Source organism: Priestia megaterium (assembly GCF_023824195.1).
GTDB lineage: Bacteria > Bacillota > Bacilli > Bacillales > Bacillaceae_H > Priestia > Priestia megaterium_D.
Genome location: NZ_CP085442.1, coordinates 1,119,407 through 1,144,646 on the forward strand (window position 1 = coordinate 1,119,407; position 25,240 = coordinate 1,144,646).

Annotated in this window: 22 protein-coding genes and 1 pseudogene; 20 read left to right on the top strand and 3 right to left on the bottom strand. The window is 39.1% G+C overall.

Features of this window, described 5'->3' with window-relative positions:
* Nucleotides 1–22: 22 nt before the first annotated feature.
* The 4 genes from manA (at nt 23) to LIS78_RS05755 (ending at nt 4,367) form a co-directional block, all read left to right on the top strand.
* Nucleotides 23–1,030, top strand: a complete 1,008-nt coding sequence (gene manA / locus LIS78_RS05740) for a mannose-6-phosphate isomerase, class I (RefSeq protein WP_252284803.1) — start codon at nt 23–25, stop codon at nt 1,028–1,030.
* Nucleotides 990–2,738: a phospho-sugar mutase gene (locus LIS78_RS05745; RefSeq protein WP_252284804.1), complete on the top strand. Its 1,749-nt coding sequence runs from the start codon at nt 990–992 to the stop codon at nt 2,736–2,738. The genes manA and LIS78_RS05745 overlap by 41 nt, the downstream gene beginning before the upstream one ends.
* Before the next feature lie 176 nt (nt 2,739–2,914).
* Complete coding sequence (locus LIS78_RS05750) at nt 2,915–3,670, top strand: YveK family protein (protein ID WP_098792459.1); 756 nt, start codon at nt 2,915–2,917, stop codon at nt 3,668–3,670.
* Nucleotides 3,660–4,367, top strand: a complete 708-nt coding sequence (locus LIS78_RS05755; protein ID WP_252281861.1) for a CpsD/CapB family tyrosine-protein kinase — start codon at nt 3,660–3,662, stop codon at nt 4,365–4,367. The genes LIS78_RS05750 and LIS78_RS05755 overlap by 11 nt, the downstream gene beginning before the upstream one ends.
* Before the next feature lie 210 nt (nt 4,368–4,577).
* On the opposite strand, the gene tagU is transcribed toward LIS78_RS05755, so the two are convergent.
* Complete coding sequence (tagU, locus tag LIS78_RS05760) at nt 4,578–5,534, bottom strand: polyisoprenyl-teichoic acid--peptidoglycan teichoic acid transferase TagU (RefSeq protein ID WP_252284805.1); 957 nt, start codon at nt 5,532–5,534, stop codon at nt 4,578–4,580.
* Between the two features lie 177 nt (nt 5,535–5,711).
* On the opposite strand from tagU, the gene LIS78_RS05765 reads away from it, so the two are divergent.
* The 7 genes and pseudogenes from LIS78_RS05765 (at nt 5,712) to LIS78_RS05790 (ending at nt 12,815) form a co-directional block, all read left to right on the top strand.
* On the top strand, nt 5,712–6,491 hold the full coding sequence (locus LIS78_RS05765) for an SGNH/GDSL hydrolase family protein (RefSeq protein ID WP_252284806.1): 780 nt from the start codon (nt 5,712–5,714) through the stop codon (nt 6,489–6,491).
* A 194-nt stretch (nt 6,492–6,685) separates the two neighbouring features.
* Nucleotides 6,686–7,447 (top strand): annotated as a pseudogene (locus LIS78_RS05770) (tyrosine-protein phosphatase).
* A 354-nt stretch (nt 7,448–7,801) separates the two neighbouring features.
* Nucleotides 7,802–7,936 carry a hypothetical protein gene (locus LIS78_RS31280; protein WP_286676948.1) on the top strand — a complete coding sequence of 45 codons (135 nt, stop codon included), beginning with the start codon at nt 7,802–7,804 and terminating at the stop codon, nt 7,934–7,936.
* A 21-nt stretch (nt 7,937–7,957) separates the two neighbouring features.
* On the top strand, nt 7,958–8,323 hold the full coding sequence (locus tag LIS78_RS05775) for a CpsB/CapC family capsule biosynthesis tyrosine phosphatase (RefSeq protein WP_286676964.1): 366 nt from the start codon (nt 7,958–7,960) through the stop codon (nt 8,321–8,323).
* Between the two features lie 278 nt (nt 8,324–8,601).
* Nucleotides 8,602–9,369 (top strand): tyrosine-protein phosphatase, encoded by a 768-nt coding sequence (locus LIS78_RS05780; protein WP_252281868.1) that lies wholly within the window; start codon nt 8,602–8,604, stop codon nt 9,367–9,369.
* A 100-nt stretch (nt 9,370–9,469) separates the two neighbouring features.
* Nucleotides 9,470–11,191: a pyruvate oxidase gene (locus LIS78_RS05785; protein ID WP_252284808.1), complete on the top strand. Its 1,722-nt coding sequence runs from the start codon at nt 9,470–9,472 to the stop codon at nt 11,189–11,191.
* Between the two features lie 43 nt (nt 11,192–11,234).
* On the top strand, nt 11,235–12,815 hold the full coding sequence (locus LIS78_RS05790; RefSeq protein WP_252284809.1) for an FMN-binding glutamate synthase family protein: 1,581 nt from the start codon (nt 11,235–11,237) through the stop codon (nt 12,813–12,815).
* A 23-nt stretch (nt 12,816–12,838) separates the two neighbouring features.
* On the opposite strand, the gene LIS78_RS05795 is transcribed toward LIS78_RS05790, so the two are convergent.
* A complete protein-coding gene (locus tag LIS78_RS05795; RefSeq protein WP_195780912.1) occupies nt 12,839–13,465 on the bottom strand; it encodes a GntR family transcriptional regulator in 627 nt (208 codons plus the stop codon).
* 293 nt (nt 13,466–13,758) lie between these two features.
* Between LIS78_RS05795 and garR the strand changes: the two genes are divergently transcribed.
* The 4 genes from garR to LIS78_RS05815 all read left to right on the top strand — a co-directional run bounded on the left by garR (nt 13,759) and on the right by LIS78_RS05815 (nt 18,183).
* Nucleotides 13,759–14,661, top strand: a complete 903-nt coding sequence (gene garR, locus LIS78_RS05800) for a 2-hydroxy-3-oxopropionate reductase (RefSeq protein WP_252284810.1) — start codon at nt 13,759–13,761, stop codon at nt 14,659–14,661.
* Nucleotides 14,658–16,097 carry a four-carbon acid sugar kinase family protein gene (locus LIS78_RS05805; protein WP_252284811.1) on the top strand — a complete coding sequence of 480 codons (1,440 nt, stop codon included), beginning with the start codon at nt 14,658–14,660 and terminating at the stop codon, nt 16,095–16,097. Before garR ends, LIS78_RS05805 begins: the two co-directional genes overlap by 4 nt.
* A gap of 106 nt (nt 16,098–16,203) precedes the next feature.
* Nucleotides 16,204–17,562: a GntT/GntP/DsdX family permease gene (locus LIS78_RS05810; RefSeq protein ID WP_013055857.1), complete on the top strand. Its 1,359-nt coding sequence runs from the start codon at nt 16,204–16,206 to the stop codon at nt 17,560–17,562.
* Nucleotides 17,563–17,703: 141 nt separating this feature from the next.
* Nucleotides 17,704–18,183 carry a competence protein ComK gene (locus tag LIS78_RS05815; protein WP_098660384.1) on the top strand — a complete coding sequence of 160 codons (480 nt, stop codon included), beginning with the start codon at nt 17,704–17,706 and terminating at the stop codon, nt 18,181–18,183.
* Nucleotides 18,184–18,289: 106 nt separating this feature from the next.
* On the opposite strand, the gene LIS78_RS05820 is transcribed toward LIS78_RS05815, so the two are convergent.
* Nucleotides 18,290–18,781, bottom strand: coding sequence for a sigma-70 family RNA polymerase sigma factor (locus tag LIS78_RS05820; RefSeq protein ID WP_098998080.1), 492 nt, complete (start codon nt 18,779–18,781; stop codon nt 18,290–18,292).
* A gap of 471 nt (nt 18,782–19,252) precedes the next feature.
* Between LIS78_RS05820 and LIS78_RS05825 the strand changes: the two genes are divergently transcribed.
* The 5 genes from LIS78_RS05825 to LIS78_RS05845 all read left to right on the top strand — a co-directional run bounded on the left by LIS78_RS05825 (nt 19,253) and on the right by LIS78_RS05845 (nt 25,069).
* Complete coding sequence (locus LIS78_RS05825) at nt 19,253–19,999, top strand: SGNH/GDSL hydrolase family protein (protein ID WP_252284812.1); 747 nt, start codon at nt 19,253–19,255, stop codon at nt 19,997–19,999.
* A gap of 608 nt (nt 20,000–20,607) precedes the next feature.
* Nucleotides 20,608–23,022: a nitrite reductase large subunit NirB gene (gene nirB, locus LIS78_RS05830; protein ID WP_252284813.1), complete on the top strand. Its 2,415-nt coding sequence runs from the start codon at nt 20,608–20,610 to the stop codon at nt 23,020–23,022.
* A gap of 18 nt (nt 23,023–23,040) precedes the next feature.
* Nucleotides 23,041–23,367 carry a nitrite reductase small subunit NirD gene (gene nirD / locus LIS78_RS05835; RefSeq protein ID WP_252284814.1) on the top strand — a complete coding sequence of 109 codons (327 nt, stop codon included), beginning with the start codon at nt 23,041–23,043 and terminating at the stop codon, nt 23,365–23,367.
* A gap of 70 nt (nt 23,368–23,437) precedes the next feature.
* Nucleotides 23,438–24,208 (top strand): uroporphyrinogen-III C-methyltransferase, encoded by a 771-nt coding sequence (gene cobA, locus LIS78_RS05840; protein WP_252284815.1) that lies wholly within the window; start codon nt 23,438–23,440, stop codon nt 24,206–24,208.
* 24 nt (nt 24,209–24,232) lie between these two features.
* Nucleotides 24,233–25,069, top strand: a complete 837-nt coding sequence (locus LIS78_RS05845) for a formate/nitrite transporter family protein (protein ID WP_252284816.1) — start codon at nt 24,233–24,235, stop codon at nt 25,067–25,069.
* The last annotated feature ends 171 nt before the right edge of the window (nt 25,070–25,240 follow it).

The window sequence follows — 25,240 nt, forward strand, 5'->3', positions numbered from 1 at the left end:
TATTAGAGGAGATGTGTAAGCATTGAAACAACCATTATTTTTAAAGCCCTTATTTCAAGAAAGGATTTGGGGTGGAACGAAATTAAATGAGCTTTATGGCTATGAAATTCCTTCAAACCAAACAGGTGAATGCTGGGCTATTTCAGCTCATCCAAATGGTGAAAACATTGTTAAGAACGGAGAATTACAGGGGAAAACATTAGGGCGGTTATGGGAAGAAAACCCAGAAATTTTTGGCCGTTTTGAAAGTGACCGGTTTCCACTATTAATTAAAATTTTAGATGCAAATGATGATTTATCAGTACAAGTTCATCCAGACGATGAATATGCAGATGAGTATGAAAATGGTGAGCTAGGTAAAACAGAATGCTGGTACATTATTGATTGTGATGAAGATGCAGAGATGATTTTTGGTCATCATGCAAAATCACAGGAAGAACTGGTTAAATTAATTGAAGAAGGAAACTGGAATAAGCTTTTACAAAGAGTAAAGATTAAACCAGGAGACTTTTTCTATGTTCCAAGTGGTACTATACATGCTTTATGTAAAGGAACATTAGTATTAGAAACTCAACAAAGTTCTGATACCACATATCGCGTATATGATTATGATCGCCCTGGCCAAGATGGGAAATTACGTGAACTTCATCTAAATAAAGCAATTGAAGTGACCACGGTCCCACATGTAGCAGAGAAAGTAGAATCTGCAACTGCAAAAATAAATGGAGGAACAATTACAACATTTGTAGAGGAAGATTATTTTACTGTTTATAAGTGGGATGTTCAAACTTCCTTGGAACTAACGCATGGTGTACATTTTATATTAGCAAGTGTTATTAAGGGAAATGGAATGCTTATTACAGAAGAAGGCGAGTTTCCTTTGAAGAAGGGTGATCATTTTATCTTGCCGAATGCAATAGATACTTTTGCTATTAAAGGAAATGTAGAACTAATTGCTTCACACCCTAACAACAAAGGAGGACATAACTATGACATGGCAAACACAACTAGAGAAATGGCTAACATTTGATCATTTAGACAGTGAATTAAAAGAAGAGCTTTTATTAATGCAAGAAAACCAGAAAGAAGTAGAAGATGCATTCTATAAAAATCTTGAATTTGGAACAGGTGGTATGCGAGGAGAACTAGGACCAGGTACGAATCGTTTAAACTTATATATGATTCGTAAAGCAACAGAGGGATTGGCTAATTATATTGAAGAAAATGGTGAAAAAGCGAAAAAACGAGGTGTAGTTGTTGCTTATGATTCACGCCATAAATCCCCTGAATTTGCCCTAGAGGTTGCAAAAGTACTAGGACAACATGATATTAAGACATATATATTTGAAGAATTGCGACCTACACCTGAGTTATCATTTGCAGTTCGTCATTTAGGTGCATTTGCTGGTATTGTTATTACAGCAAGTCACAATCCACCGGAATATAACGGGTATAAAGTCTATGGAGAAGATGGAGGGCAAATTCCTCCAGAAGTTGCAGATACAATTATTAGTTATGTTAATGCAGTAAAAAACGAATTAACAATTCCAGTAATGGAAGAAAGTCAACTGCTCGAAAAGGAATTGTTAACATATATTGGTGAACAGATAGATTCTGCTTATATTGAACAGTTAAAAACGATTCAACTTAACCGAGAAATGGTTGAAAAGTTAGGAAAGGACTTAAAGATTGTGTTTACGCCATTACATGGCACAGCTAACAAACTAGTTCGTGCAGGATTAGAAGCTTTCGGCTTTAGCAATGTAACAGTTGTTAAAGAGCAAGAACTACCTGATCCAGATTTTTCAACAGTTAAATCACCTAATCCTGAAGAACATGCAGCATTTGAACTGGCGATTAAATATGGTAAAGAAATTGAAGCTGATATTTTAATGGGAACAGATCCAGATGCAGACCGTTTAGGTATTGCTGTGAAAGATAACAATGACAATTATATTGTACTAACAGGAAATCAAATGGGTGCACTTATGCTTCACTATTTACTGTCTCAAAAGAAAGAAAAAGGGATGCTACCTGAAAATGGCGTTGTGGTTAAAACTATAGTTACCTCTGAAATTGGACGTGCAATTGCCGAAAGTTTTGGTCTAAATACAATTGATACGTTAACTGGTTTCAAATTTATTGGTGAAAAAATTAATGAATTTGAACAAACAAAAGAATATACATTTGAATTTGGTTATGAAGAAAGTTATGGGTATTTAATAGGCGAATTTGTACGTGACAAAGATGCAGTTCAGTCAGCAATTTTTGCTGCGGAGGTAGCTGCTTACTATAAAATGCAAGGTAAGTCTTTATACGAAGGCTTGCTAGAAATCTTTGAACAGTATGGCTTTTATAAAGAATCACTTCAATCAATAACTTTAAAAGGAAAAGATGGAGCAGAACAAATAGGCAATATCTTGACGTCATTCCGAACAAACCCGCCACAAGAAGTGGCTAGTGTTAAAGTAGTAGCAATTGAGGATTATCAAATTAGCCAAAAGACAATTTTAGAGACTAATATTACTGAAACAATTCATTTACCAAAATCAAACGTATTAAAGTTCTATCTAGAAAATGGTTCTTGGTTTACAATTCGTCCATCAGGAACAGAGCCTAAAGCTAAATTTTATTTTGCAGTTAAGGGGAATTCTACACAGGATAGTGATAAAGCAATTAATCTATTAGAGTCTTATGTCATGGGAATGGTCGATGATATAGTGGGTTTAAAGAACTAAAAAAGTACTGTTTTAATTTTGAATAGCTTTTTTAGTGTAAAAAGATTCATTTTAACTTTAATATCTTGACGTTTTTTTCTATTTTTATCTAAAATTTATAAAAAATCATAGATGTTGTATAAAAACTCTATTATAATAGAAGCTATGTGAATTTATCTTTTTTATTGGAGGTCATCATGGAAGAAACACTTACTTTAAAGGAGTTGTTTCAGGCTTTAAAAAAGCGTCTTTGGCTTATTGCATTAATTACGGTTATTACTGCAACAGTTAGTGCCGTACTTACTTTTTTCGTTTTAACGCCAATGTACGATGTGAAAACACAATTACTTGTAAATCAAACCAAGTCTGAGCAACAAATCTATAATACTACTGAACTGCAGGCAAACGTCCAATTAATTAATACTTATAATGTAATCATCAAAAGCCCGACTGTTTTGGATAAAGTACGTAAAAACTTAAATCTAGAAAGAAATGCAGATGAGCTCAATAAACAAATTTCAGTGACAAGTGCTGAAGAATCTCAGATTGTTGAAATAGTAGTAGAGGACAAGTCACCAGAAATGGCTGCCAAAATTGCTAATGAAACAGCCAAAGTTTTTAAAGCAGAAGTCTCTAAGGTCATGAACGTAGATAATGTAAATATATTATCTAAAGCTGTAGTAAAAGAAAATATTAATCCGGTGAAACCAATACCAGCTTTAAATATTTTAATTGGTATTGTAATTGGTTTAATTATAAGCATTGCGACTGCATTTGTATTAGAATTCTCTGATAAATCAATTAAAACAGAAGTAGATATTGAGAAGTATTTAGACCTCCCAGTTATGGGTGTTATAGCAAATATTGAGGACATTCCGGTCTCTTCCTCTAGATCATCTCGAGTTTCTAATCAAGCTAGTAGTAGAGTAAGGGGGGAATCAATTGGCTCGTAAAAAGAATCAAGTCAACGATAAAACATTAACAGTAAAGCGCCGATTAGTTGCTCATACTAATCCTAAGTTACCAGTAGCTGAACAATATCGTACAATACGTTCCAACATTCAGTTTTCTAGTCTAGACGAAGACATTCGCTCTTTGGTAATGACGTCTGCTGGTCCAGGAGAAGGGAAATCAACAACCGCTACTAACTTAGCTATTGTATATGCACAGCAAGGTAAGAGAGTCTTGTTGGTTGATGCCGACCTGCGTAAGCCTACAGCGCACTTCTCATTTAGATTAGAGAATCACATTGGGTTTACAAATGTCTTAACTAAAAAAACGAAATTATTAGATGCTGTTCACCAAACTGATATTCCTAACCTATTAGTTTTAACAAGTGGTCCAATTCCTCCAAATCCTTCGGAGCTTTTGGGCTCTAAAAATATGGATGAATTGTTGCAAACAATGTATGACAACTTTGATTTTATCGTATTTGATACGCCACCTACTTTGGCTGTAACGGATGCTCAAGTTTTGTCTAACAAGGCTGAAGCTACAATTTTAGTCGTCAGCAGCGGTGCAACAGATAGAAATGCTGCTCAAAAAGCTAAAGAATTATTAACTAATGCGAAGGCTAAGTTATTAGGTGTTATTTTGAATAACCGCAAAATTGAGTCAGGAGATTATTACTACTATTACGGCAGTAATTGAATTTACAAATAGCGTGGACCTTTACCGGACTTGGTAAAGGTCCACGCTATTTTAAGTTCGTTTAAACTGATAATTATCAGTTTAGTGTTATAAAGTAATAAATTATAATGCAACTATGAATACATGCTAATAATATGTTCATTTATAAGAAAAGCTTCTTATACCACACTAATAATTTAGATATGGTATAAGAAGCTTTTTTAAATTAATTTATCTTAAATTTAAATTCTCTTTTAAAGTTTGTGAAATCTTAGTACGCTCTGCATCCAGTACTTCATAGTAGTAAATACCATTGATTTTTTTACCTGTACCGTTAATTTGGATATGCTCCACATTATTACGGGCTTCTTTATAGTTTGATTGAATTTCTTTCATATCATTAAACGTAAGGTTGGTTTTAACGTTATCCCCAATAGCATCTAGAATTGTACCATAATTCGTCAGAGATTTGATACTTGCTCCTTCGTCAATAACGGCTTGAATGATTTGTTGCTGACGAGATTGGCGACCAAAGTCACCACGTGGATCGTCATAGCGCATGCGAGAGTACTTCAGGGCGTTTTCTCCGTTTAATTCAAGCGTTCCTTTTTCGAAGTGATGGCCTTCATATGTGAAATCTAGCGTATTATTTACCGTGACGCCTCCAACTGCATCCACAATGTCTTTAAAGCTTTCCATATTTACTTGTACATAGTAATCAATTGGCACATCTAAAAAATTTTCAACCGTGTTAATTGACATATCAACGCCGCCATAAGCATACGCGTGATTTATTTTGTCTTGCGTGCCTTTGCCAACAATTTCAGTGCGTGTATCACGAGGGATACTCACCATTTTGACCGACTGTTTGTCTGGGTTTACTGTTAACAGCATGAGTGAGTCTGAGCGCCCTCGATCAGCTCCGCGCTGATCAACACCGAGTAATAGAATTGAAATTGGATCGTGTTTTGCAAGACTTACTTTTTCAGAACGCTTTTCTGATTTTTCTCGGCTTAGTGGATCGTGTGTTCGATTTAGTGTATTTGCTACTGAACTGTAAACTGAATAACCATAAATCCCTACGCCAAGAATAAGAAGTAAAATAATAGCTAAAGCAATTTTAAAGCCTTTTTTCTTTTTGGATTTGCGTTTTCTGCGCTTGCGCTGCAGGTCTTGTTCTGTTTCCATTTTTCTCGTCCTTTACAATTTTTTCGGGTATATAGTTCGTGTCTTTCATTATGTGACAAAGTACACAACCATTCTTATATTCTATCAAAAAATTGTCAGTTTTAATCATTTTTCATAAAAAATAAGTAAAAAATATATTATAATGGAAAGATAAGTGAAAAATAAGAGAGTTAGTTTATGAAAGTAATGGTAAACATTATAGCAATTATTGTGCTTATCGGGACTATTATCGGAGGTAAGTTGTATTGGAATAAACAAACATCTGCTGGAACGTCAACATTAGTAGAAACTGCAGTTGCATCAAACGAAATGGCAAGTAAAACAAAGAATAGAAGTTGGGAAGAGTACACTAAAAATCTTCCAAAATCTGTTGTAGCTAAACTTAAAGAAGCAGAAAAATCAGGAAAACCTATGAATTTATTAATTGTGGGTTCACAGGCAACATCAACAGATTCAACAGGATGGCCTGCTATGCTCAAAGAAACATTAAAAAATACATATGGTTCACTTATTAATGTGAAAGTATTAGAATATAAAGATACTACAACATTAGATTTTGTTCGAAATAAAGAATATGAAGATATTATAAAAGAGAAACCAGATGTATTATTATGTGAGCCATTTCTGTTAAATGACAATGGTATAGTAGGTATTACAAATACGCTCGATAACTTAAATGTTATTATGTCTCACCTGACAAATTCCAATTCAAATCTTGTGACGATTCTTCAGCCTTCACAGCCGATATATAATGCCAGTAATTATCCAAAAGAAGCAGATGCCTTAAAAGATTTTGCCGAAGAGAAGGGCTATGAGTACTTAAACCACTGGAGTGCGTGGCCTGATTACAGGTCAGACAAAATACTAGATTATTTGATTCAAAAACAGCATGTTCCAGCTAAAAAAGGTAATAAAGCATGGGCTAGCTATTTAAAAGAATATTTTACAGCTTCTTAAACCTGTCGAACGACAGGTTTTTTTATTGTATATAAGGGAGTAAAAGGTAAAGTGCATAACTAATATATATAGTTTGTAAATAAATTACGTGTAAAAATCATGTGATAATAATTGGAATTTATTGAAAATCATTGAAGAAAGTATTAAGATAATACATATTAATCCTTAGCATAGTTACTAAAGGAGGAATCGCTGTGGTAGATTTGTATACTCATATCTTGCCTAACGTAGAAAAAGGTCCGCGTGATGTGAATGCTTTTTTAACAATGGCAAAGTCTTTAGTTGATCAAGGTGTAAAGAATGTGGTGGCTTCCCCCACTTATAACGGACAAGATTTAGAGAAGCAAAATATTATGCTATACGTTGAGGCGGCAAATAAACACTTGCGGCATGCTTTTATTCCTCTCACTATTCTTCCTGGATAGAAGATAACGATTCATTATTGTCTTATTCAAGCATTTGAACAGAATGTACATCTTCCGATTAACCACTCTACAAAATATATGTTTTTACAGCTTCCAAATGAAAACACCAACGTTTTAAATGAACAAATTCTCTATGAGCTTCAGTTAAAAGGTATTGTTCCCATTATTAATGAGCCAGAACGCCATCCAACATTTCTTGAGGATTCTGATCTGCTTTATGAAATCGTAAAAAGAGGTGCTATTGTTCAGCTATCATCAGATAGTATAGTTGGTGAAAATGGTCGAAAAGAGAAGAAAGCCGCTTTAACTTTTATTGATAAAGGCTTGGCACATATAATTGCTTCAGGCGTATGTGCGGATACTTATGAGAGCTATACTTTACCTAAAGCCTACGATATGGTATCCAGACAGTTTGGAACACAGGTACTTTATAAGTTCATGGAGAATGCAGATTATATAGTCGAGGGTAAGGCTATCTTTAAAGAACAACCAGAGCGGGTAAAGAAAGGGAAATTTCTAGGTATATTTTGATTTACAAAAGCCTATTTGTTATAAACAGGCTTTTTGTTATGGTCCTAAAGGTTATTATTTAGGTAAGACAAGTGTGCTAAAATAATGAATATAATGTTAGAATTTCCAGATAATTATCTGAAAATAAGGAGAAGATTTTGTGATAGATATTTATACCCACATGTTACCGGGAGCGGCAAGCAGCAAGCAACAGTTTTTAGATGCCGCTAAATATTTAGTTAGTCAAGGTGTAAAGGAGTATCGACAACTTTAGATAAGGAAACGAATACTTCTCTTTCTCTCTATGTAAAAGAAGCAAACCAAACATTAAAAGATAACAATATCCCTCTTACGATTGTTGAAGGAACGGAAGTGGTGGCGAACCGTACGTTTGCAGAATCTTATCAACGCCGTGATGCTATGCTTGCTTCAAATGAAAAATATATCGTGTTAACCATTCCTAAACAGGAAGAGGCGGATTATCTTAAACAGCTGGTATATGAAATTTAGCTAAATAAAATTGTCCCGATTATTAGTGAACCTGAATGTCACCCATACTTTTTAGAACATAAAAATGCATTGTATAAATTTGTTAAAAAAGGAGCTATTGTACAATTATCTTCAGATAGTATTATTGGTAAAAACGGCAAGCCTGCAAAAAAAGCTGCGATGCAGTTTATTGAACGTAACCTTGCTCATGTGATTGCTTCTGGTGCAAGCTTGGATAACTACAAGCAGCATTCATTGCGTCAGGCTTATGATGTAATCACAAAAGAAAAAGGAGCTGAGACGGCTCAGCTGCTGATGCAAAATGCTGAAGCTACATTTAATGGTCAAGGTATTCAAATTTTACCGCCTGAACGCATCAAAAAAACAAAATTCCTAGGGATCTTTTAATATTTCCCTTTGTACCCTGATTAACATTCGTTTAATCGGGGTATTTGCATACAAAGACCTATTTCAGTCCCTTCTTTTCTCATTATTATTTGGAGTTATTTTACAGATTATGTTTGCGTTTTCACATAGAATAATAGTAAAATATTGTTAGTTAAGTGGAGAACAGGAAAGGACGCGGTTTTCCGGGGTTCGTGGTGGTAAATGTCGAGAAGAATACATAGTTTCATATGAGAAATCGTCGTAGAATAGAGCTATACAAAACGCAGGAGGGGAATAAAGTGATTGATATTCATACGTACATATTGCCTAATATCGATAGCGGACCTGAGGAAGTAGACGGCTTTTTGAAGATGGCACGCTCCTTAGCGGATCAAGGTGTTCAGTCTGTTGTGGCGACGCCGCTTTATGATAGTGATCAAGAGTTTATGAAACACCATTTATTTCTCTATGTGAATGCAGCTAATGAATGGCTCACAAATTCATATATTCCTCTTCAAGTATTACCAGGTCAGCTTGTCCCTTTATCGCCTCAACTTCTGCGAAACTATGAGCGAAATCAGCTTCTTACGCTTAATCACACCGATAAATATTTGTTTCTTTCACTGCCTGAATATGATGTCTCACCTTATTTTGAAAATATACTGTATGATCTTCTAACAAAAGGCGTTGTGCCAATTCTTCGTTCACCAGAATGTCATCCGATTTTTCGAGATCATCCTGAGCGTTTGTATGAGCTTGTTAAAAAAGGCGTACTCGTTCAGCTAAGTGCCGCTAGTATTCTCGGTTTAAACGGAAAGAAAGAAAAAAAAGCGGCGTTTACGTTTATTAAATACCGCTTGGCCCACGTGATTGCCTCTGGCGTTCATGCTCGCAATTACCACGACTATTCACTTTCAAAAGCGTATGATTACATTTCCGATATATACGGTGCTTCAGAACTTTACTTTTTTATTGAAAATGCGGAAGCAATTATCGATGGTCGTCCGGTTCATCAATTAGAGCCTGAGCCGATGAAAAAATTTAGTTTATTTAAATTATTCAGCTGAAAACAAGGGACTTTTCCATAAAAACGGGAAAGTCCCTTGTTTTGTCTTTCTCTCATTGTGGTATGGAATAGAAACAAAGTTAAAGAAAGGAAGGCTGAATATGATAAAAACTACAGCTGGAAAAGCAGCTATGTCCGTGTTAAAAGAATGGAATATCGATCACATTTTCGGGATGCCGGGAGACTCAATCAATCATTTTATGGACAACTTGCGCAGTGAAAGAGATGAAATTGAATTTATTCAAGTCCGTCACGAGGAGGTAGGGGCACTTGCGGCATCTTCTTATGCTAAAATCACGGGCAAAATCGGCGTGTGTCTGTCGATTGGGGGGCCGGGTGCGATTCATTTGTTAAACGGTTTGTATGATGCGAAAGCAGACGGTGCACCGGTGTTAGTGCTAGCTGGACAGGTGCCACGTGAGAAGCTTGGCAATGAATCGTTTCAAGAAGTGAACTTAGAACGTGTTTTTGATGATGTGTCGGTGTTTAATCACCGAGTAGACTCGCCTGAATCGTTTCCGCATCTGCTGCAGCAAGCGATTCGAACGGCTTATGCAAAAAAAGGTGTCGCGGTATTAGTTATTCCAGATGATATTCCGTCTTCAACGATTAAAATTGACTCAAAAACGCCAATTGCAAATGTATCAAAATCGATTTCTCACAGTGACCCAGAAGATGTAGCTAAAGCGCTTCTAGCGATTAAATATGCAAAAAAACCGGTTATTTTAGCGGGAACAGGTGCAAAGCACGCGAAGCTTGAGTTAGCACAGTTTGCGGAGAAAATTGCGGCGCCGGTTATTTTTACGCTTCCCGCTAAAGGAATACTGCCTGATCATCATCCTTATAATCTTGGGCAGCTCGGGCAGCTTGGGACGAAGCCGTCTTATGAAGCGATGGAAGAAACCGATTTGTTAATTATGATTGGGACTTCGTATCCATACCGTGAGTTTTTACCAGATGGAGCCGAAGCAATACAACTGGACTCAGATGCCACACAAATTGGCAGACGCTATCCTGTATCAATCGGATTAGTCGGTGACTCTAAAACGACGCTGTCACAGCTTACGCATAATTTAGACTATCAAGAAAACCGTCGTTTTTTAGAAGAGTGTCAGGTCAATATGGAAAACTGGTGGAAACACGTAGAAAAAGAAGAAAATGAAGTGAGTACGCCAATCAAGCCGCAGCAAGTCATTCCTAAGCTTCAAAAAATAGTTGATGATGATGCAATTGTATCTGTTGATGTCGGGAACGTTACGGTATGGATGGCGAGACATTTCCGCATGACGAATCAAAAATTTGTAGTTTCCAGCTGGCTGGCAACGATGGGCTGCGGACTTCCGGCTGCGATTGCAGGAAAGCTTGCCCATCCTGAAAAACAATCGGTAGCCGTATGCGGTGACGGAGGCTTTACGATGGTGATGCAAGATTTTGTAACGGCTGTGAAGTATAAGCTGCCGATCGTTGTAGTGGTGCTGAACAACAGTGAAATCGGGATGATTAAATATGAACAAGCGCTTCAAGGTCACTTGGATTATCAAACGCAGCTTGGTGAAATGAACTTTGCGAAGTTCGCTGAATCGTGCGGAGGAATTGGTTACCGAGTTGAAAAATACGAAGAGCTAGAAACAGCTTTTGAAAAAGCAGCGCTTGCGAATGTCCCTGTTGTGATTGATGTGGTCGTAGCAGATGAACCGCCGCTTCCAGGCAAAATTTCGTTCGGACAAGCAGCCAATTATTCGAAGCATATCATGAAAAAGTTCTTCAAAGAACACGAGCTCGAAATGCCGCCGCTTCGTAAAGGACTAAGCAGAATGCTTTAATCAGTGACTCTCCTTACAGGGGAGTCTTTTTAGGAGGGATATCATGGGAGTGTTTGAAATCATTTTACTTATTTTTGGCGCGGTAATGATGCTTGTTATTTTAGTTCCAATTATCATTGCTATTATTCTTTGGATGAAAGATGAAAAACAAGAAGAGCATTCGGTTTTGAGAAACTATCCGCTGCTCGGGAAAATGCGCTATATTTTTGAGAAAATGGGGCCCGAACTGCGTCAGTATTTATTTTTAAATAATAACGAAGGCAAGCCGTTTTCTAGAAATCAATATGAACAAACCGTTAAGTCAGGTAAGTACTTGAACCGAATGATGGGATTTGGCTCAGAACGTGATTTTAGCGAACCGGGCTACTATATTCGAAACGCGGTGTTTCCAAAACAGCGCGACGAAATGAAAGTGGATAATACACAAAAAATTAAAACGAAAGTATATAAAATGGATGCGGATAACTTATTCAGCCGAAGAGAGCACCGAGAAGATAAAGAAGCGGATCCGTTTTATTTGCGGAATGAAGATGCGGTCGTTATAGGGCCTTCATGCAAAAAGCCGTTTGTTGTAAGAGGATTAATCGGTCAGTCAGGCATGAGCTTTGGAGCACTTGGTGACCATGCGATTACCGCTTTATCACTAGGATTAGGGCGAGCAGGCGGTACGTGGATGAACACGGGAGAAGGCGGACTTTCACCGTATCATTTAAAAGGAAACGTTGATATTATTTTTCAAATTGGTCCAGGGCTTTTTGGCGTTCGGACAAAAGAAGGCGAATTTTCATGGGAAGAATTTAAAAAGAAAAGTGAAATGAAGCAAATCAAAGCGTTTGAAATCAAGCTGGCGCAAGGAGCTAAAACGCGAGGCGGTCACGTGGACGGTTCAAAAGTAACGGAAGAAATCGCTGAAATTCGCAACTTGAAGCCAGGAGAATCTGTAGACAGTCCAAACCGTTTTAAAGAGTTTGCGTCGTATCCTGAAATGTTTGAGTTTATTGAAAAACTTCGAGATGTAGGCGGCAAGCCAGTAGGCATTAAAATGGTTGTAGGCAACACAAATGACCTTGAAGAAATGGCGGCGTATATGAAAGAGACGGGAAGCGGTCCTGATTTTATTACGATCGACGGAGCAGAAGGCGGAACAGGCGCATCGTTTCAAGAATTAGCAGACGGAGCCGGCGTGCCGCTGTTTTCAGGGCTGCCTTTTGTGGATGAACTGCTTAGAAAGTATGGCGTTCGTGATGAAGTGAAGCTTTTTGCATCGGGTAAGTTGTTAACGGCTGATAAAGTTGCAACGGCTTTATCGCTAGGTGCCGACTGCGTTAATATTGCCAGAGGCTTTATGTTTTCTGTCGGCTGTATTCAAGCGCAGGTTTGTCATAATAACCGTTGTCCCGTGGGCGTAGCCACAACAGATCCGAAGCTGCAAAAAGCGCTTATTATTGAGGAAAAATCATACCGCGTGTGCAATTACGTGCTGTCGCTTCGTGAAGGATTGTTTAATTTAGCAGCAGCAGCCGGTATTGATTCGCCAACGAAGTTTTCAAAAAAACACGTGGTGTTCAAAAACAGCAGCGGACAGTTAGCTGACATTTCTATAAAAGAAAAGATGTACGTATAAAAAGCTGCCGATTGGCAGCTTTTTTATTGTCTTCTTTGAAGTAAATGCAGGCAAAACTCTAAGTCTTTTTGAAGGTGTTCCTGCATTAACGCTTCCGCTTTTTCAGCATTGCGTTCTTTAATAGCGTTATAAATATCTTCGTGTTCGTCAATTAAAAACGGGCGGTTGTAAAACACCACGGTGTGACGGAATAAGTAAATGATCGACTGCATGCGGTCGATGATATTAATCATTACGTCATTGTTGCTTGCGTTCACAATAATGGCGTGGAAATGTTCATTCGCGCTCATGATTTCTTCAAACGAGCCGTTTCTTCCAATGTCTACGCATTCCTTTAATTCTTCTAATTCTTTGTCAGACAAAAAAGTTGCGGCAGCTTTAGAAGCTGAGCCTTCTAGCAGCATTCGCACTTCAAACAAGTTGCGTAAGTCTTTTTCTGTCGGCGACACCACTTTTTTTCGAACGATCAGTCCTTCATATTCTAAGCGTCTGATGGAATCACGAATTGGCGTTCGGCTGAATCCAAGCTCGCTCGCTAATTTTTCTTCGACGATTTTTGTACCGCCTTCAAGCTCACCGTTTAAAATTTTATCTCGAATCATCTCATAAGAAGGGTGATGAGACGAACGAGAACCTTGATTTCTTAACATACTCTGCTTCACCTCTAGCATTCGACACGAGGAGATCTCGTCTCTTTCTCTCTTTATTTTTTATCATTTTGTACGCGTATACCCAAATCATACTATAACTTGCGAAAAGGTGGGACGGAAAGTTTCGCTTTTGGAAATAAATTTCATTTAAAAAAAGGCTAGACAAATAAATAGAATGCGAATATGATGAGTGTATACAAAATTATCAGAAATGTATACAAAAAATATTTTAACGTATACATTCTTTTTTTAAAAGTATTTGAAAACGTATACAACAAGGGGAGGAAACGAAAATGACAAAACGCGTTGGATTTATTGGACTTGGAATTATGGGAAAACCAATGACACTCAATTTATTAAAAGCAGGCTTTGAGGTAACGGTTTACGATATTAATAAAGCAGCAGTGGAAGAAGTGAAAGCAGCAGGAGGATTTGGAGCAGAAAGTCTTGCTGAAGTTGCAGTGAACAGCGACGTGATGATTACAATGCTTCCGGCTTCACATCATGTAAAAAGCGTAGTTCTTGGAGAAGAAGGGTTAATTCATAGCGCAAAAGAAGGAAGCGTTATCATTGATATGAGTTCGATTTCGCCGGTAGCTTCTAAAGAAATTGCGGCCGAACTAGCACAAAAAAGAATTCACATGCTAGACGCTCCGGTTAGCGGAGGAGAGCCAAAAGCAATTGACGGTACGCTTGCGATTATGGTCGGAGGAAATGAGCATGTATTTGAAAGCGTTTCACACATTCTTCATGCGATGGGAACAGAAGTGACGCTTGTTGGAGACAACGGAAGCGGCGTAACGGCTAAGCTTGCAAACCAAGTGATTGTAAACTTAAACATCGCAGCAATGTCTGAAGCACTTGTATTAGCAGCTAAAGCAGGCATTGACGTTGAAAAAATGTATCAAGCGATTCGCGGTGGATTAGCAGGAAGCGCTGTATTGGATGCAAAAGTACCGCTTATTTTAGACCGCAACTTTGTAGCAGGCGGACGCATTGATATTAACTTAAAAGATATGACAAACGTGATGGAAACGGCTCATGACATTGGCGTACCGCTTCCGCTTTCAAGTCAGCTTGTGGAAATTTTCCACGCGTTAAAAGTAGACGGAAAAGCAAGCGATGATCACGGCGGAATTGTGCAGTACTATGAAAAATTAGCAAACGTTGAAGTGAAAAAGAAGGTGGAAGCATGATTAAACAACATGAAAAACGTCTTGTAAGCGATGTGTTTAAAGACATTCCAGCGGTCGATGAAGCACTTGTACAAGAAATGCTAGACGCAGAGCTTCTGACGTTTAATCAAAAAATCATTGTGCTAGATGATGATCCAACAGGTGTTCAAACGGTTAATGGCATTTCCGTGTACACAGACTGGAGCAAAGACAGCATCAAGCAAGGGTTTTTAGAAGAAAATTCAATGTTTTTTATTCTAACAAATTCACGCGGATTTACCGCTTCTGAAACGGAAAAAGCACATGAAGACATTGCCGCTGTTATTACAGAGGTAGCGGCTGAAGTAAATAAAGAGTTTTTAATTATCAGCAGAGGTGATTCAACTCTTCGCGGTCACTACCCGTTAGAAACAGAAATATTAAAGAAAACCGTTGAACAGCATTCCAATCAAGTGCTTGACGGCGAAGTTATTTTTCCTTTCTTTAAAGAAGGCGGACGATTTACGATTGATAATATTCACTATGTGCAAGATGAAGATTACTTAGTGCCGGCAGGAGAAACGGAATTTGCAAAAGACCGTACGTTTGGCTACAGTAAATCTCATTTAGGGGAGTGGGTGGAAGAAAAGTCAGAAGGGAAATTTAAAGCAAGTCATACGACGTATATTTCGCTCGGGAGCATTCGTGCACTTGATTTAGTGACGATCACAAATCAGCTGATGGAAGTGAAAGACTTTAACAAAGTAGTTGTGAACGCAGTGGATTATGTGGACGTGAAAGTTGTGACGATTGCGCTTCTTCGCGCGATGAAGCTTGGAAAGCACTTTATGTATCGAAGCGCTGCGGCTCTAACAAAAGTGATGGGCGGCGTGAGCGACAAAGACCTTTTAACAAAAGAAGAGCTCATTAAAGAAAAGTCGTCAAACGGCGGGTTAATTATGGTTGGTTCGCATGTTAAAAAAACAACAGAGCAGTTAGAAGAATTAAAGAAATGCAGCTTCATTGAATTTATTGAATTTGACTGTCATCTTGTCTTAGAACCTGAAAAGTTTGAAGAAGAAGTGAACCGTATTATCAATGAAGCAGAGAAGCTTATTTCACAGGGTCAAACGGTAGCTGTGTATACAAGACGCGAGCGCTTAGATCTTGGCGAAGGAAAAAAAGAAGAAGAGCTTAAATTATCTGTAAAAATTTCAGATGCGGTTACAAGTATTGTTCGCCGCTTAAACGTTCGTCCAAACTTTATCGTTGCAAAAGGCGGCATTACGTCAAGTGATATTGGCGTAAATGGCTTATCCGTAAAGCGCGCAACGGTTGCTGGACAAATCAAGCCGGGCATTCCGGTATGGGTAACGGGAGAGGAAAGCAAGTTTCCGGGCATTGCGTACATCATTTTCCCTGGAAACGTCGGAGCCAAAACAACGCTTCGAGAAACGGTTGAGTTATTAAGTAAATAAGCAGAAGTGAACGTACGATGTGCGTTCACTTTAGAAATTATTTGAAAGCGTATACATTATTTGGATGTACGTACATGAAAAATGGTCACACTAAGGGGATGAACATATGAATTCAGTATTCGGATTAAGTCATGAAGCAAGTCTTTTGCTGTATGCGATTGTATCGATTGTCGGACTGATCTTTTTAATTGCCAAATTTAAAACAAATCCGTTCGTAGCGCTAATTGTTGCGGCTTTGTTTATGGGTCTTATTTCAGGAATGAAGCTGCCTGATATCGTAACGGCTTTCCAAGAAGGAGTAGCGAGCGTCTTAGGATTTATCGCGATTGTTCTTGGTCTTGGAACGATGTTAGGTAAAATGATGGCAGAGTCAGGCGGAGCCGAGCGTATTGCCCGCACGTTAATTAAAGTATTCGGTGAAAAGAACGTACACTGGGCAATGATGGTTGTAGCCGTTATTTGCGGTATCCCGGTCTTTTTCCAAGTTGGTGTTGTGTTATTAATTCCGCTTGTGTTTGTAATTGCCAAGCATACGGGTACGTCACTTATTAAAATTGGTTTATCATTAATTGCAGGTTTAGCAGTTGTTCACAGTTTAGTACCTCCGCATCCGGCAGCGATGCTAGCGGTGGATATCTTTAAAGCAGATTTAGGTAAAACGATTTTGTATTCATTAGTTGTGGCATTTCCAGCTGCAGCCGTGGCGGGTCCGATTTACGGATCGTTCATTTCACGCCGTGTTCATGTAGAGCCAACGGGTGAAATTATGGAGCAGTTCACAGAGTCGAAGCATAAAGACCTTCCTGGCTTCGGAATTACGTTATTTACGATTTTACTACCGGTACTATTAATGCTTTTAGCAACGATCACTGGGTTTGTTTATCCGGAAACAAGTACGATTCGCTACGTAACAAACTTTATCGGAAGTCCAATCGTTGCGCTGTTAATTTCGCTAGTGTTTGCTTTTTATTCGTTCGGTTTTGCAAGAGGGTACAACAAAGATGATTTATTAAAATTCACAAACGAATGTCTTGGACCCGTTGCTTCGATCATTTTAATCATCGGTGCAGGCGGCGGTTTTAATAAAATTTTAACAGCAAGCGGTGTAGGTGATGCAATTGCAGGGTTTGCTCAAGATGCACATCTTTCTCCTATCGTGCTAGCGTTTGTGATTGCAGGGTTAATTCGTGCAGCAGTTGGTTCAGCAACAGTGGCGATGACAACAGCGGCAGGTATTGTAGCGCCTATCGCAGCAACAATGCCAAACGTAAGCCCGGAGCTGCTAGTACTAGCAACAGGCGCAGGTTCTGTTATGTTATCGCACGTAAATGATTCTGGATTCTGGCTAATCAAAGAATTCTTCAACATGTCAGTTGCCCAAACGTTAAAAACGTGGACAGTGATGGAAACGATTCTATCATTTGCAGCGTTTGCGATGGTTCTTATTTTAGACATTTTCATCTAAGAGAGAAAGCGCTGGTTTCAGCGCTTTTTTCTTTGGATATAAAATATATTCAAAATATTTAAAATAATAAGAAAAAAAGACTAGATTTTCCCCGTTTCGATAGTATAGAATAGTTATAAAGTAGCAAAAGGGGGTAGATGTATGACAAATGATGAAAATTATCAAATTGGTTTGACGACAAAAGCACTGATTCCGGTGAACGATCCTATTCACCGCACGAAGGTGCTAGATGAAACAGGAGAATACATGCTAAGCAAGACGTGTAAGCAATTATTAGAAGAAGCGTGTATTCGAGAATTAAGTACGTTTAACGGCTCTATCGCTGCCGTTCGAAAAATGTTTCCGTACAAACAGCTTACGCCGCTTGTTATTAATCGTTCACAAGCCATCATTGCATTTCCGACATCTTCGCCAAACGACTATAGCTGCGCTTGGATTTTTGCCTCTCATGTTCATACTTCACATACGCTTGCTACAGTTAATTCACCCTCTACGCTGATTTACTTCAAAGACGGAACGTTCATCCCAGTGAAACTTTCTTATTATAGCTTAGAAAAAAAGTTGGCCCGAGCGGCTGTTATTCGTAATTATTGTTTAGAAAGTCCGCTTGTCTTTGCTTAATGCGTTCGATTTATCAAACGAACTTGTCCTACATATGAACAATCGTTTGCACGGGACTACACATATGTACTGAAGGAGGAAGCTTATCATAAGCTTCCTCCTTTTCTTACTCCCTAAGAAGCGAGGCTTTTAGTTTCCTGCGAGCTGCTTTTCCCCAGTTTTTAACGGCTCCCGTGGAGACTTGGTATTTGTAGGCGATATCTTTATACGAGTAGCCTTCTAGCAGATGTTCGAGTACATAGATTTTTTCTTTTCCTGTTAAATGTTCGATATGCTGCTTGATGATTTCACTTTCTAGCGGGACGGGAAGAGCGGGATCTTCGTTTAGTGAAAGCAGGTTCTGCTCAGCTGGTGTTTCACGTTCTTCGTACAAAATGGTGCCTTTTAAATGAGAAAGGATCGTACCGCGCACGGTTGTGTAGGCATAAGCAGAAAAAGATCCTTTGCTTTCATCAAATTTTTGATACGCTCTCCATAAACCAATTAACGCAATTTGATAGTATTCGTCGTAGTCTTTGTAAATATGAAACTTTTTAATCATCGATACAATTAGTGGATGAAAAGATGAAGCAATTTGATCAAATGAGCTTTTTTGCATGTAGCATTCCTTTTTCAAAAACGCGTTTTTGCTGTATTCCGCCGGTATCTCTACTGTACAAGGGGAAGGTCACATGTGCGAATGAACGTACATTATGTTTTCTTTTTAAGAAACGTGACGTAATTTCCCCGGAAACTTCACGTTTCGCTAGGAAATATGCGAAGTATACGTGTATTTGTAGAGATTTTACGTACGAAAGGTCCCCCATTCCAATTTCTACTAATCTATAATTATTTCTATATCTATTATCGATGTAGCAACTCTACCATCACCAAAGAGCGGTGATGGTAGAGTTGCTAGACCTAAGCGGCAGTCACCCTCCCTTGCGGGTTTGCGCCTGCCGCATAGGTGAAACTTTTTGGGCAAATTCAGTGAAGTATTTTTGTGTTTGTCCTTTTGTTTATTCTATTGAATGTAAGTTTGGTGGGCAGAATATATTTGGCTTTTAAAAATGGGTAAAGGGGAGATTGAATGAAGGCGATGGTTGGGGTAAATGTGGCGGCGGCTGTTTTGTGCGGGGCGGTGATGTATGCGGGGATGCAGCACTGGCAGGAGAAAACGGAAGCGCAGGCAAGTGAAGTAAAAACTGCTGTTGTACATAAAGAAAAACAGTTTTCCGATGTATCTGCTTATACAAAAAATCTTCCAGACTTTATCACAAAGCAAATTGAGTCATCTATCGCAAATAAAAAACCTCTGACTCTTGTAATTGCCACATCCGCAAAGGAAGCAGGGTGGCCTCAGCAATTAAAAAAAGAGCTAGCAGCTACATATGGAAGTGATGTATTTACGGTTAAAACACTTTCATACGGCACCGGGACAACTGATGAACTTTTATCCTCACATATTGCCGATCAAATTGATCAACTTCAGCCAAACATTATTCTGTTTGAAGCACCTCTTAAAAATGACTATCAGCACCTTACGCTGGATGAAACGCTTGAAAATACAGACAAGCTGATTCATCAGCTCAAAGATTTGAAAAAAACTCTTATGATTCAGCCGTCACAGCCATATATTTCACAAACGGAGTCTTATGAAGAAGGAGTAGAAGCGATTAGGGGAGTCTCTGAAGCAAACTGGGTGTATTATATGAATCACTCACTCATTTGGCCGTTTCATTTAGGTGAATATATAAATAAAGACAGCGGTAATTTAACGAAAAAAGGAAATGAAGTGTGGGGAGAGTACGTTGTGAATTGGTTTACGGGAAAATAAAAAGACAAGCCCTATTTCAAAAGAAATAGGGCTTGTTTTTTATAATTTTATTAGATTATGACTTTTCTTCGTTTTATAGTAGTAGCTTTTTGTATCTCTACACTTATAAAGCTTAAAGCCCAAAATTTCTAAAGGAGTCCAAAGTTTTTTAATGTTTACGAGTGGCATGTTGATTCTCTGTTCTGTTCTTTATAAAGGTCTGTATATTCATTATAAAGAATAAGAGGGTGATAGTAAATACTATAAAGAACGGTTTGTTTAAAAAATTCTTTATAAAGAATTTTTGGGATTTTTATTTTTGGCTTATCAACATTTAGGAGTGATTTTTATCATAGCCTAGGTTATTTATTCTTGCTAAATTAATGTTGTGAAAAATATCACAAAATAAAATGCAAAGGATGATTCAAATTAAAACATAATTAGACCACTTATTTTTTTTGCTTGCTGCTAAAGCAATGGAATCGCATACATACCATAACTGTGTTAGATAATCTAACACACAAGTTGAACGATTCAGAAAATTCATATATCTTAAGTATATCTTTAAAGATGCATAGAAAATATATCTTTGAAACAAGCAGGTATAGACGCCAGGGGAGGAATGGAAGATGCAAAAAAAGAAACTCGTATTGATTGGAAATGGAATGGCTGGAGTTCGAGCGATTGAAGAAGTATTGAAGGTTTCAAACGAAGCGTTTGAGATTACGATTTTCGGAAGCGAGCCGCATCCGAACTATAATCGTATTTTACTATCAAAAGTGCTCCAAGGAGATACGAATGTTGAAGACATTACGTTAAACGATTGGAACTGGTATCAAGAAAACAATATTACATTATATACGGGCGAAACGGTTACTAGTATCGATTCAGTAAAAAAAGAAGTAGCGACAAACAGCGGTAGAGTAGAACCGTATGATGAGTTAATTTTAGCAACGGGTTCTCTTCCTTTTATTCTTCCGATTCCAGGGTCTGATAAAAAAGGAGTTACGGCTTTTCGAGATATAAAAGACACGGACGAAATGCTGCAGGCATCTCAGCAGTATAAAAAAGCAGCGGTTATTGGAGGCGGACTGCTTGGATTAGAAGCAGCGCGCGGACTGTTAAATCTGGGAATGGACGTATCTGTGATTCATTTAGCTCCGTATTTAATGGAACGTCAGCTTGATCCAACAGCCGGCAAATTGCTTCAAAACGAATTAGAAAAACAAGGCATGAAGTTTTTGCTTGAAAAACAAACGGCGGAAATCGTTGGGGATGAGCGAGTTGAAGGATTATCTTTTAAAGACGGGACGTTTTTAGAAGCTGATTTAGTCGTGATGGCCGTTGGAATTAAGCCAAACGTTCAGCTTGCAAAAGAAGCGGGACTTAACGTAAACCGAGGAATTGTCGTGAATGACTATATGCAAACGGACATCTCAAACATCTACGCCGTTGGAGAATGTGCAGAGCATAGAGGAATGGTATACGGACTGGTGGCACCTCTGTATGAACAAGGAAAAGCGTTAGCAAAAGCGATTTGCGGGGCAGAAAAAGTGCCTTATGAAGGATCGGTTTTATCCACGCAGCTAAAAGTATCAGGTGTTGAAGTGTTTTCAGCCGGAGACTTCACGGAGGATGAAGAGAAAAAAGCGATCAAAGTGTTCGATGAACAAGACGGCATTTATAAAAAGCTTGTTCTGCGAGGCAATCAAATCGTAGGAGCTGTTCTTTTTGGAGACAGCAGCGACGGAAATCGACTGTTTTCAATGATTCAAAAGCAAGAAGATGTATCGGATGTCGCGAAAGTTTCGATTTTACAGCCGTCTGGCGGTAACGCCGGTGAAAGCTTAGTAGCAAGCATGAGCGCGGATGATATTATTTGCGGCTGTAACGGCGTAACAAAAGGTACGATTGTGGAAGCTATCCAAAAACAAGGATGCTCATCGGTTGATGAAATCAAAGCTTGTACAAGTGCCTCTCGTTCCTGCGGAGGATGTAAACCGCTTGTAGCGGAAGTGCTTCAGCATACTCTTGGCGCTGACTTTGACGCGGTGGCTCAAAAAGAAGCGATTTGCGGCTGTACGACGCTGTCAAGAGATGAAGTTGTCGAAGAAATTAAAGCAAAAGGACTTTCGCATACGCGTGAAGTTATGAATGTACTTGGATGGAATAATGAAGAAGGCTGTTCGAAATGCCGTCCGGCGCTAAACTATTATTTAGGTATGGTGAATCCAACCGGGTATGTTGACGAACGCGAATCAAGATTTGTAAATGAACGTATGCACGCAAATATTCAAAAAGACGGTACGTATTCTGTTGTTCCTCGTATGTACGGAGGCGTCACAAATGCGGAAGATTTACGGCGAATTGCAGACGTCGTTGATAAATATGAGATTCCGCTCGTAAAAGTGACGGGTGGACAGCGTCTTGATTTGTTTGGTGTTAAAAAAGAAGATTTGCCTAGCGTATGGGAAGAGTTAGATATGCCTTCTGGCTACGCGTACGGTAAGTCACTGCGGACGGTGAAAACATGCGTCGGCGAACAGTTTTGCCGTTTTGGCACGCAGGATTCAATGGGCGTTGGCATTGCGCTTGAGAAAAAATTTGAAGGATTATGGACGCCTCATAAAGTAAAAATGGCTGTATCCGCTTGTCCGAGAAGCTGTGCTGAGTCAGGTATTAAAGATATCGGCTTTATTGGAATCGACGGCGGCTGGGAAATTTACGTGGGCGGAAATGGAGGTACGCATCTTCGCGGAGGAGATTTGTTGTACAAAGTAAAAACAGACGAAGAATTGATGGACATTACAGGAGCGTATTTGCAGTATTACCGAGAAACGGCTAATTATTTAGAACGTACGTCAGCATGGATTGAGCGCATGGGACTTTCGCACATTCAGTCAGTGCTTGATGAAGCTGAGACGAGAAGAGAGCTGAATATGCGTATGGACGAAGCGTTATCTACGTACCGAGATCCTTGGAAAGAAATCGTCGAAAGCAAAAAAACGAAAAAAGAGCTGTTTGAAACAGTTGTCACATCATAAAACTGGGGGGAAATAAAGATGGTGAATAAAAACATTATAAAAGTATGCGTAGGGTCTATTCATGATTTTCCAGTAAGCCTAGGTAAAACAGTGAAAGTAAACGGAAAAGAAATTGCGGTGTTTAAGCTATCAAGCGGAAAAATACGGGCAATTGAAAATCGCTGCCCGCATAAAGGCGGGGTGCTAAGTGAAGGAATCGTGAGCGGCGACTCGGTGTTCTGTCCGATGCACGACTGGAAAATTTGCTTGCATGACGGCAACGTGCAAGAGCCTGACAGCGGATGTGTAGACACGTACGAAGCGTCGGTTGAAGGAGATTTGCTGTATCTTTTAATTGAAGAATAAGTAATGGTGGCGCGTTGATTTTCAACGCGCCACAAAAATTCAAGGGGACATTCAAAGGAGCGAAGCAAAAATGAGAACAGGAAAAGTGTACATTGTAGGAGCCGGACCAGGAGATCCAGATTTACTAACAATAAAAGCAGCCAAATGTTTAGAAAAAGCAGATGTTATTTTATATGACCGATTAGTGAACCCTGTTCTTCTTCAGTATGCAAAAGAAGGAGCTGAACTCGTCTACTGCGGGAAAAAGCCTGGTGATCACTGCGTTTCTCAAGATGATATTCATGATTTGCTTGTATTCTACGCAAGAAAAGGAAACACCGTCGTCCGCTTAAAAGGCGGAGATCCGTTTATTTTCGGAAGAGGCGGTGAAGAAGCGGAAGTGCTCGTTGGGCACGGAATTCCATTTGAAGTCGTTCCAGGTATTACAGCGGGAATTGCGGCACCGGCCTATGCTGGAATTCCTGTGACGCATCGTGAGCTGAGCCGTTCGTTTGCCGTTGTGACGGGACACTGTTTGAGCGGCAAGCCGGAAAGTATTCGCTGGGAGCATTTGGCAAAAGGAGTTGATACGCTTGCGATTTATATGGGCGTTAAAAACTTACCTTATATTTGCCGTCAGCTTTTACATGCTGGAAAAAGCGCGAATACGCCTGTCGCTCTTATTGAACAAGGCACATCGGTTTATCAGCGCACGGTTACAGGTACGCTTGGCACTATCGTAGAAACGGCTGCCGAGCAGCAAGTGAGCAATCCCGCGATGATTGTGATTGGTGAAGTGGTGAAGCAAGCTTCTGCTCTTTCTTGGTTTTTGGAAAAAACAGAAGAAAAAGTATGCGTCTAAGATAAATAAAAGGAGGAAACACTTTTGTTTAAGAATTCACTGCAGTCAATGAATGAGTTAGCCCGCGAAAAAACGAACCTTGTGAATGATCATTTGCCGAGTTATTTTCTGTTAGCTGTGCTAGCGGGTGCTTACGTAGGAATTGGCGTTATATTAGCTCTATCAGTAGGAGCGCCTTTAGCCTCTGCTTCTTTACCGGTCGTTTCTCTTGTGATGGGGTTATCTTTTGCTGTTGCTCTACTGCTTGTCGTATTTGCAGGAGCTGAATTGTTTACCGGAAATCACATGGTCTATACGGTGAGTACGCTATCGGGAGTCACTACATGGAAAGATACGTTCAAGAACTGGACGTGGTGTTTTATCGGAAATGCGGCAGGAGCGTTTGGGCTTTGTTTGTTAATTACCGGAACCGGTTTGTTTAAAGGAATTGAACTGAATCATTTACTCATGACGCTGGCAGCTAAAAAAATGAATTTGCCGGTCAGTGAATTATTTTTTCGCGGCATCCTTTGCAACTGGCTTGTTTGTCTGGCAATTTGGACGGCTTCGCGCACTAAAAGCGATGCGGCAAAGATCATGCTTATTTTTTGGATGCTGTTTGCATTTGTTGCTTCAGGATATGAGCACAGCGTGGCAAATATGACGTTTCTTGGTCTAGCTTTATTGCTTCCGCATCCTGATGCGATTTCGGCTGCTGGACTATTTCATAATTTAATTCCTGTTACACTCGGAAACATCGCAGGGGGAGGACTGTTTGTAGGAAGCCTCTACTGGTTCGTGAACGCTAGGCAGCTAAAAGAAGCTAAAAAACAGCCGGCTGCTCTCTCAGCTGACTTGGATTCTGCTAAACTGTCTAAATAGCAAAAAACCGCTCTTTGTACCATATAGTCTGCTTTTTAAAGCTATCATCACGGTATTTTAGAGCGGTTTCTTCTATATAATATAAACTGCTTAAAGCGTATTCACATCTATACGTATCGAACAAGCAGTATCGTTCTTCATTTTATAGAAACAGGAAGTCTGTGAGAATTG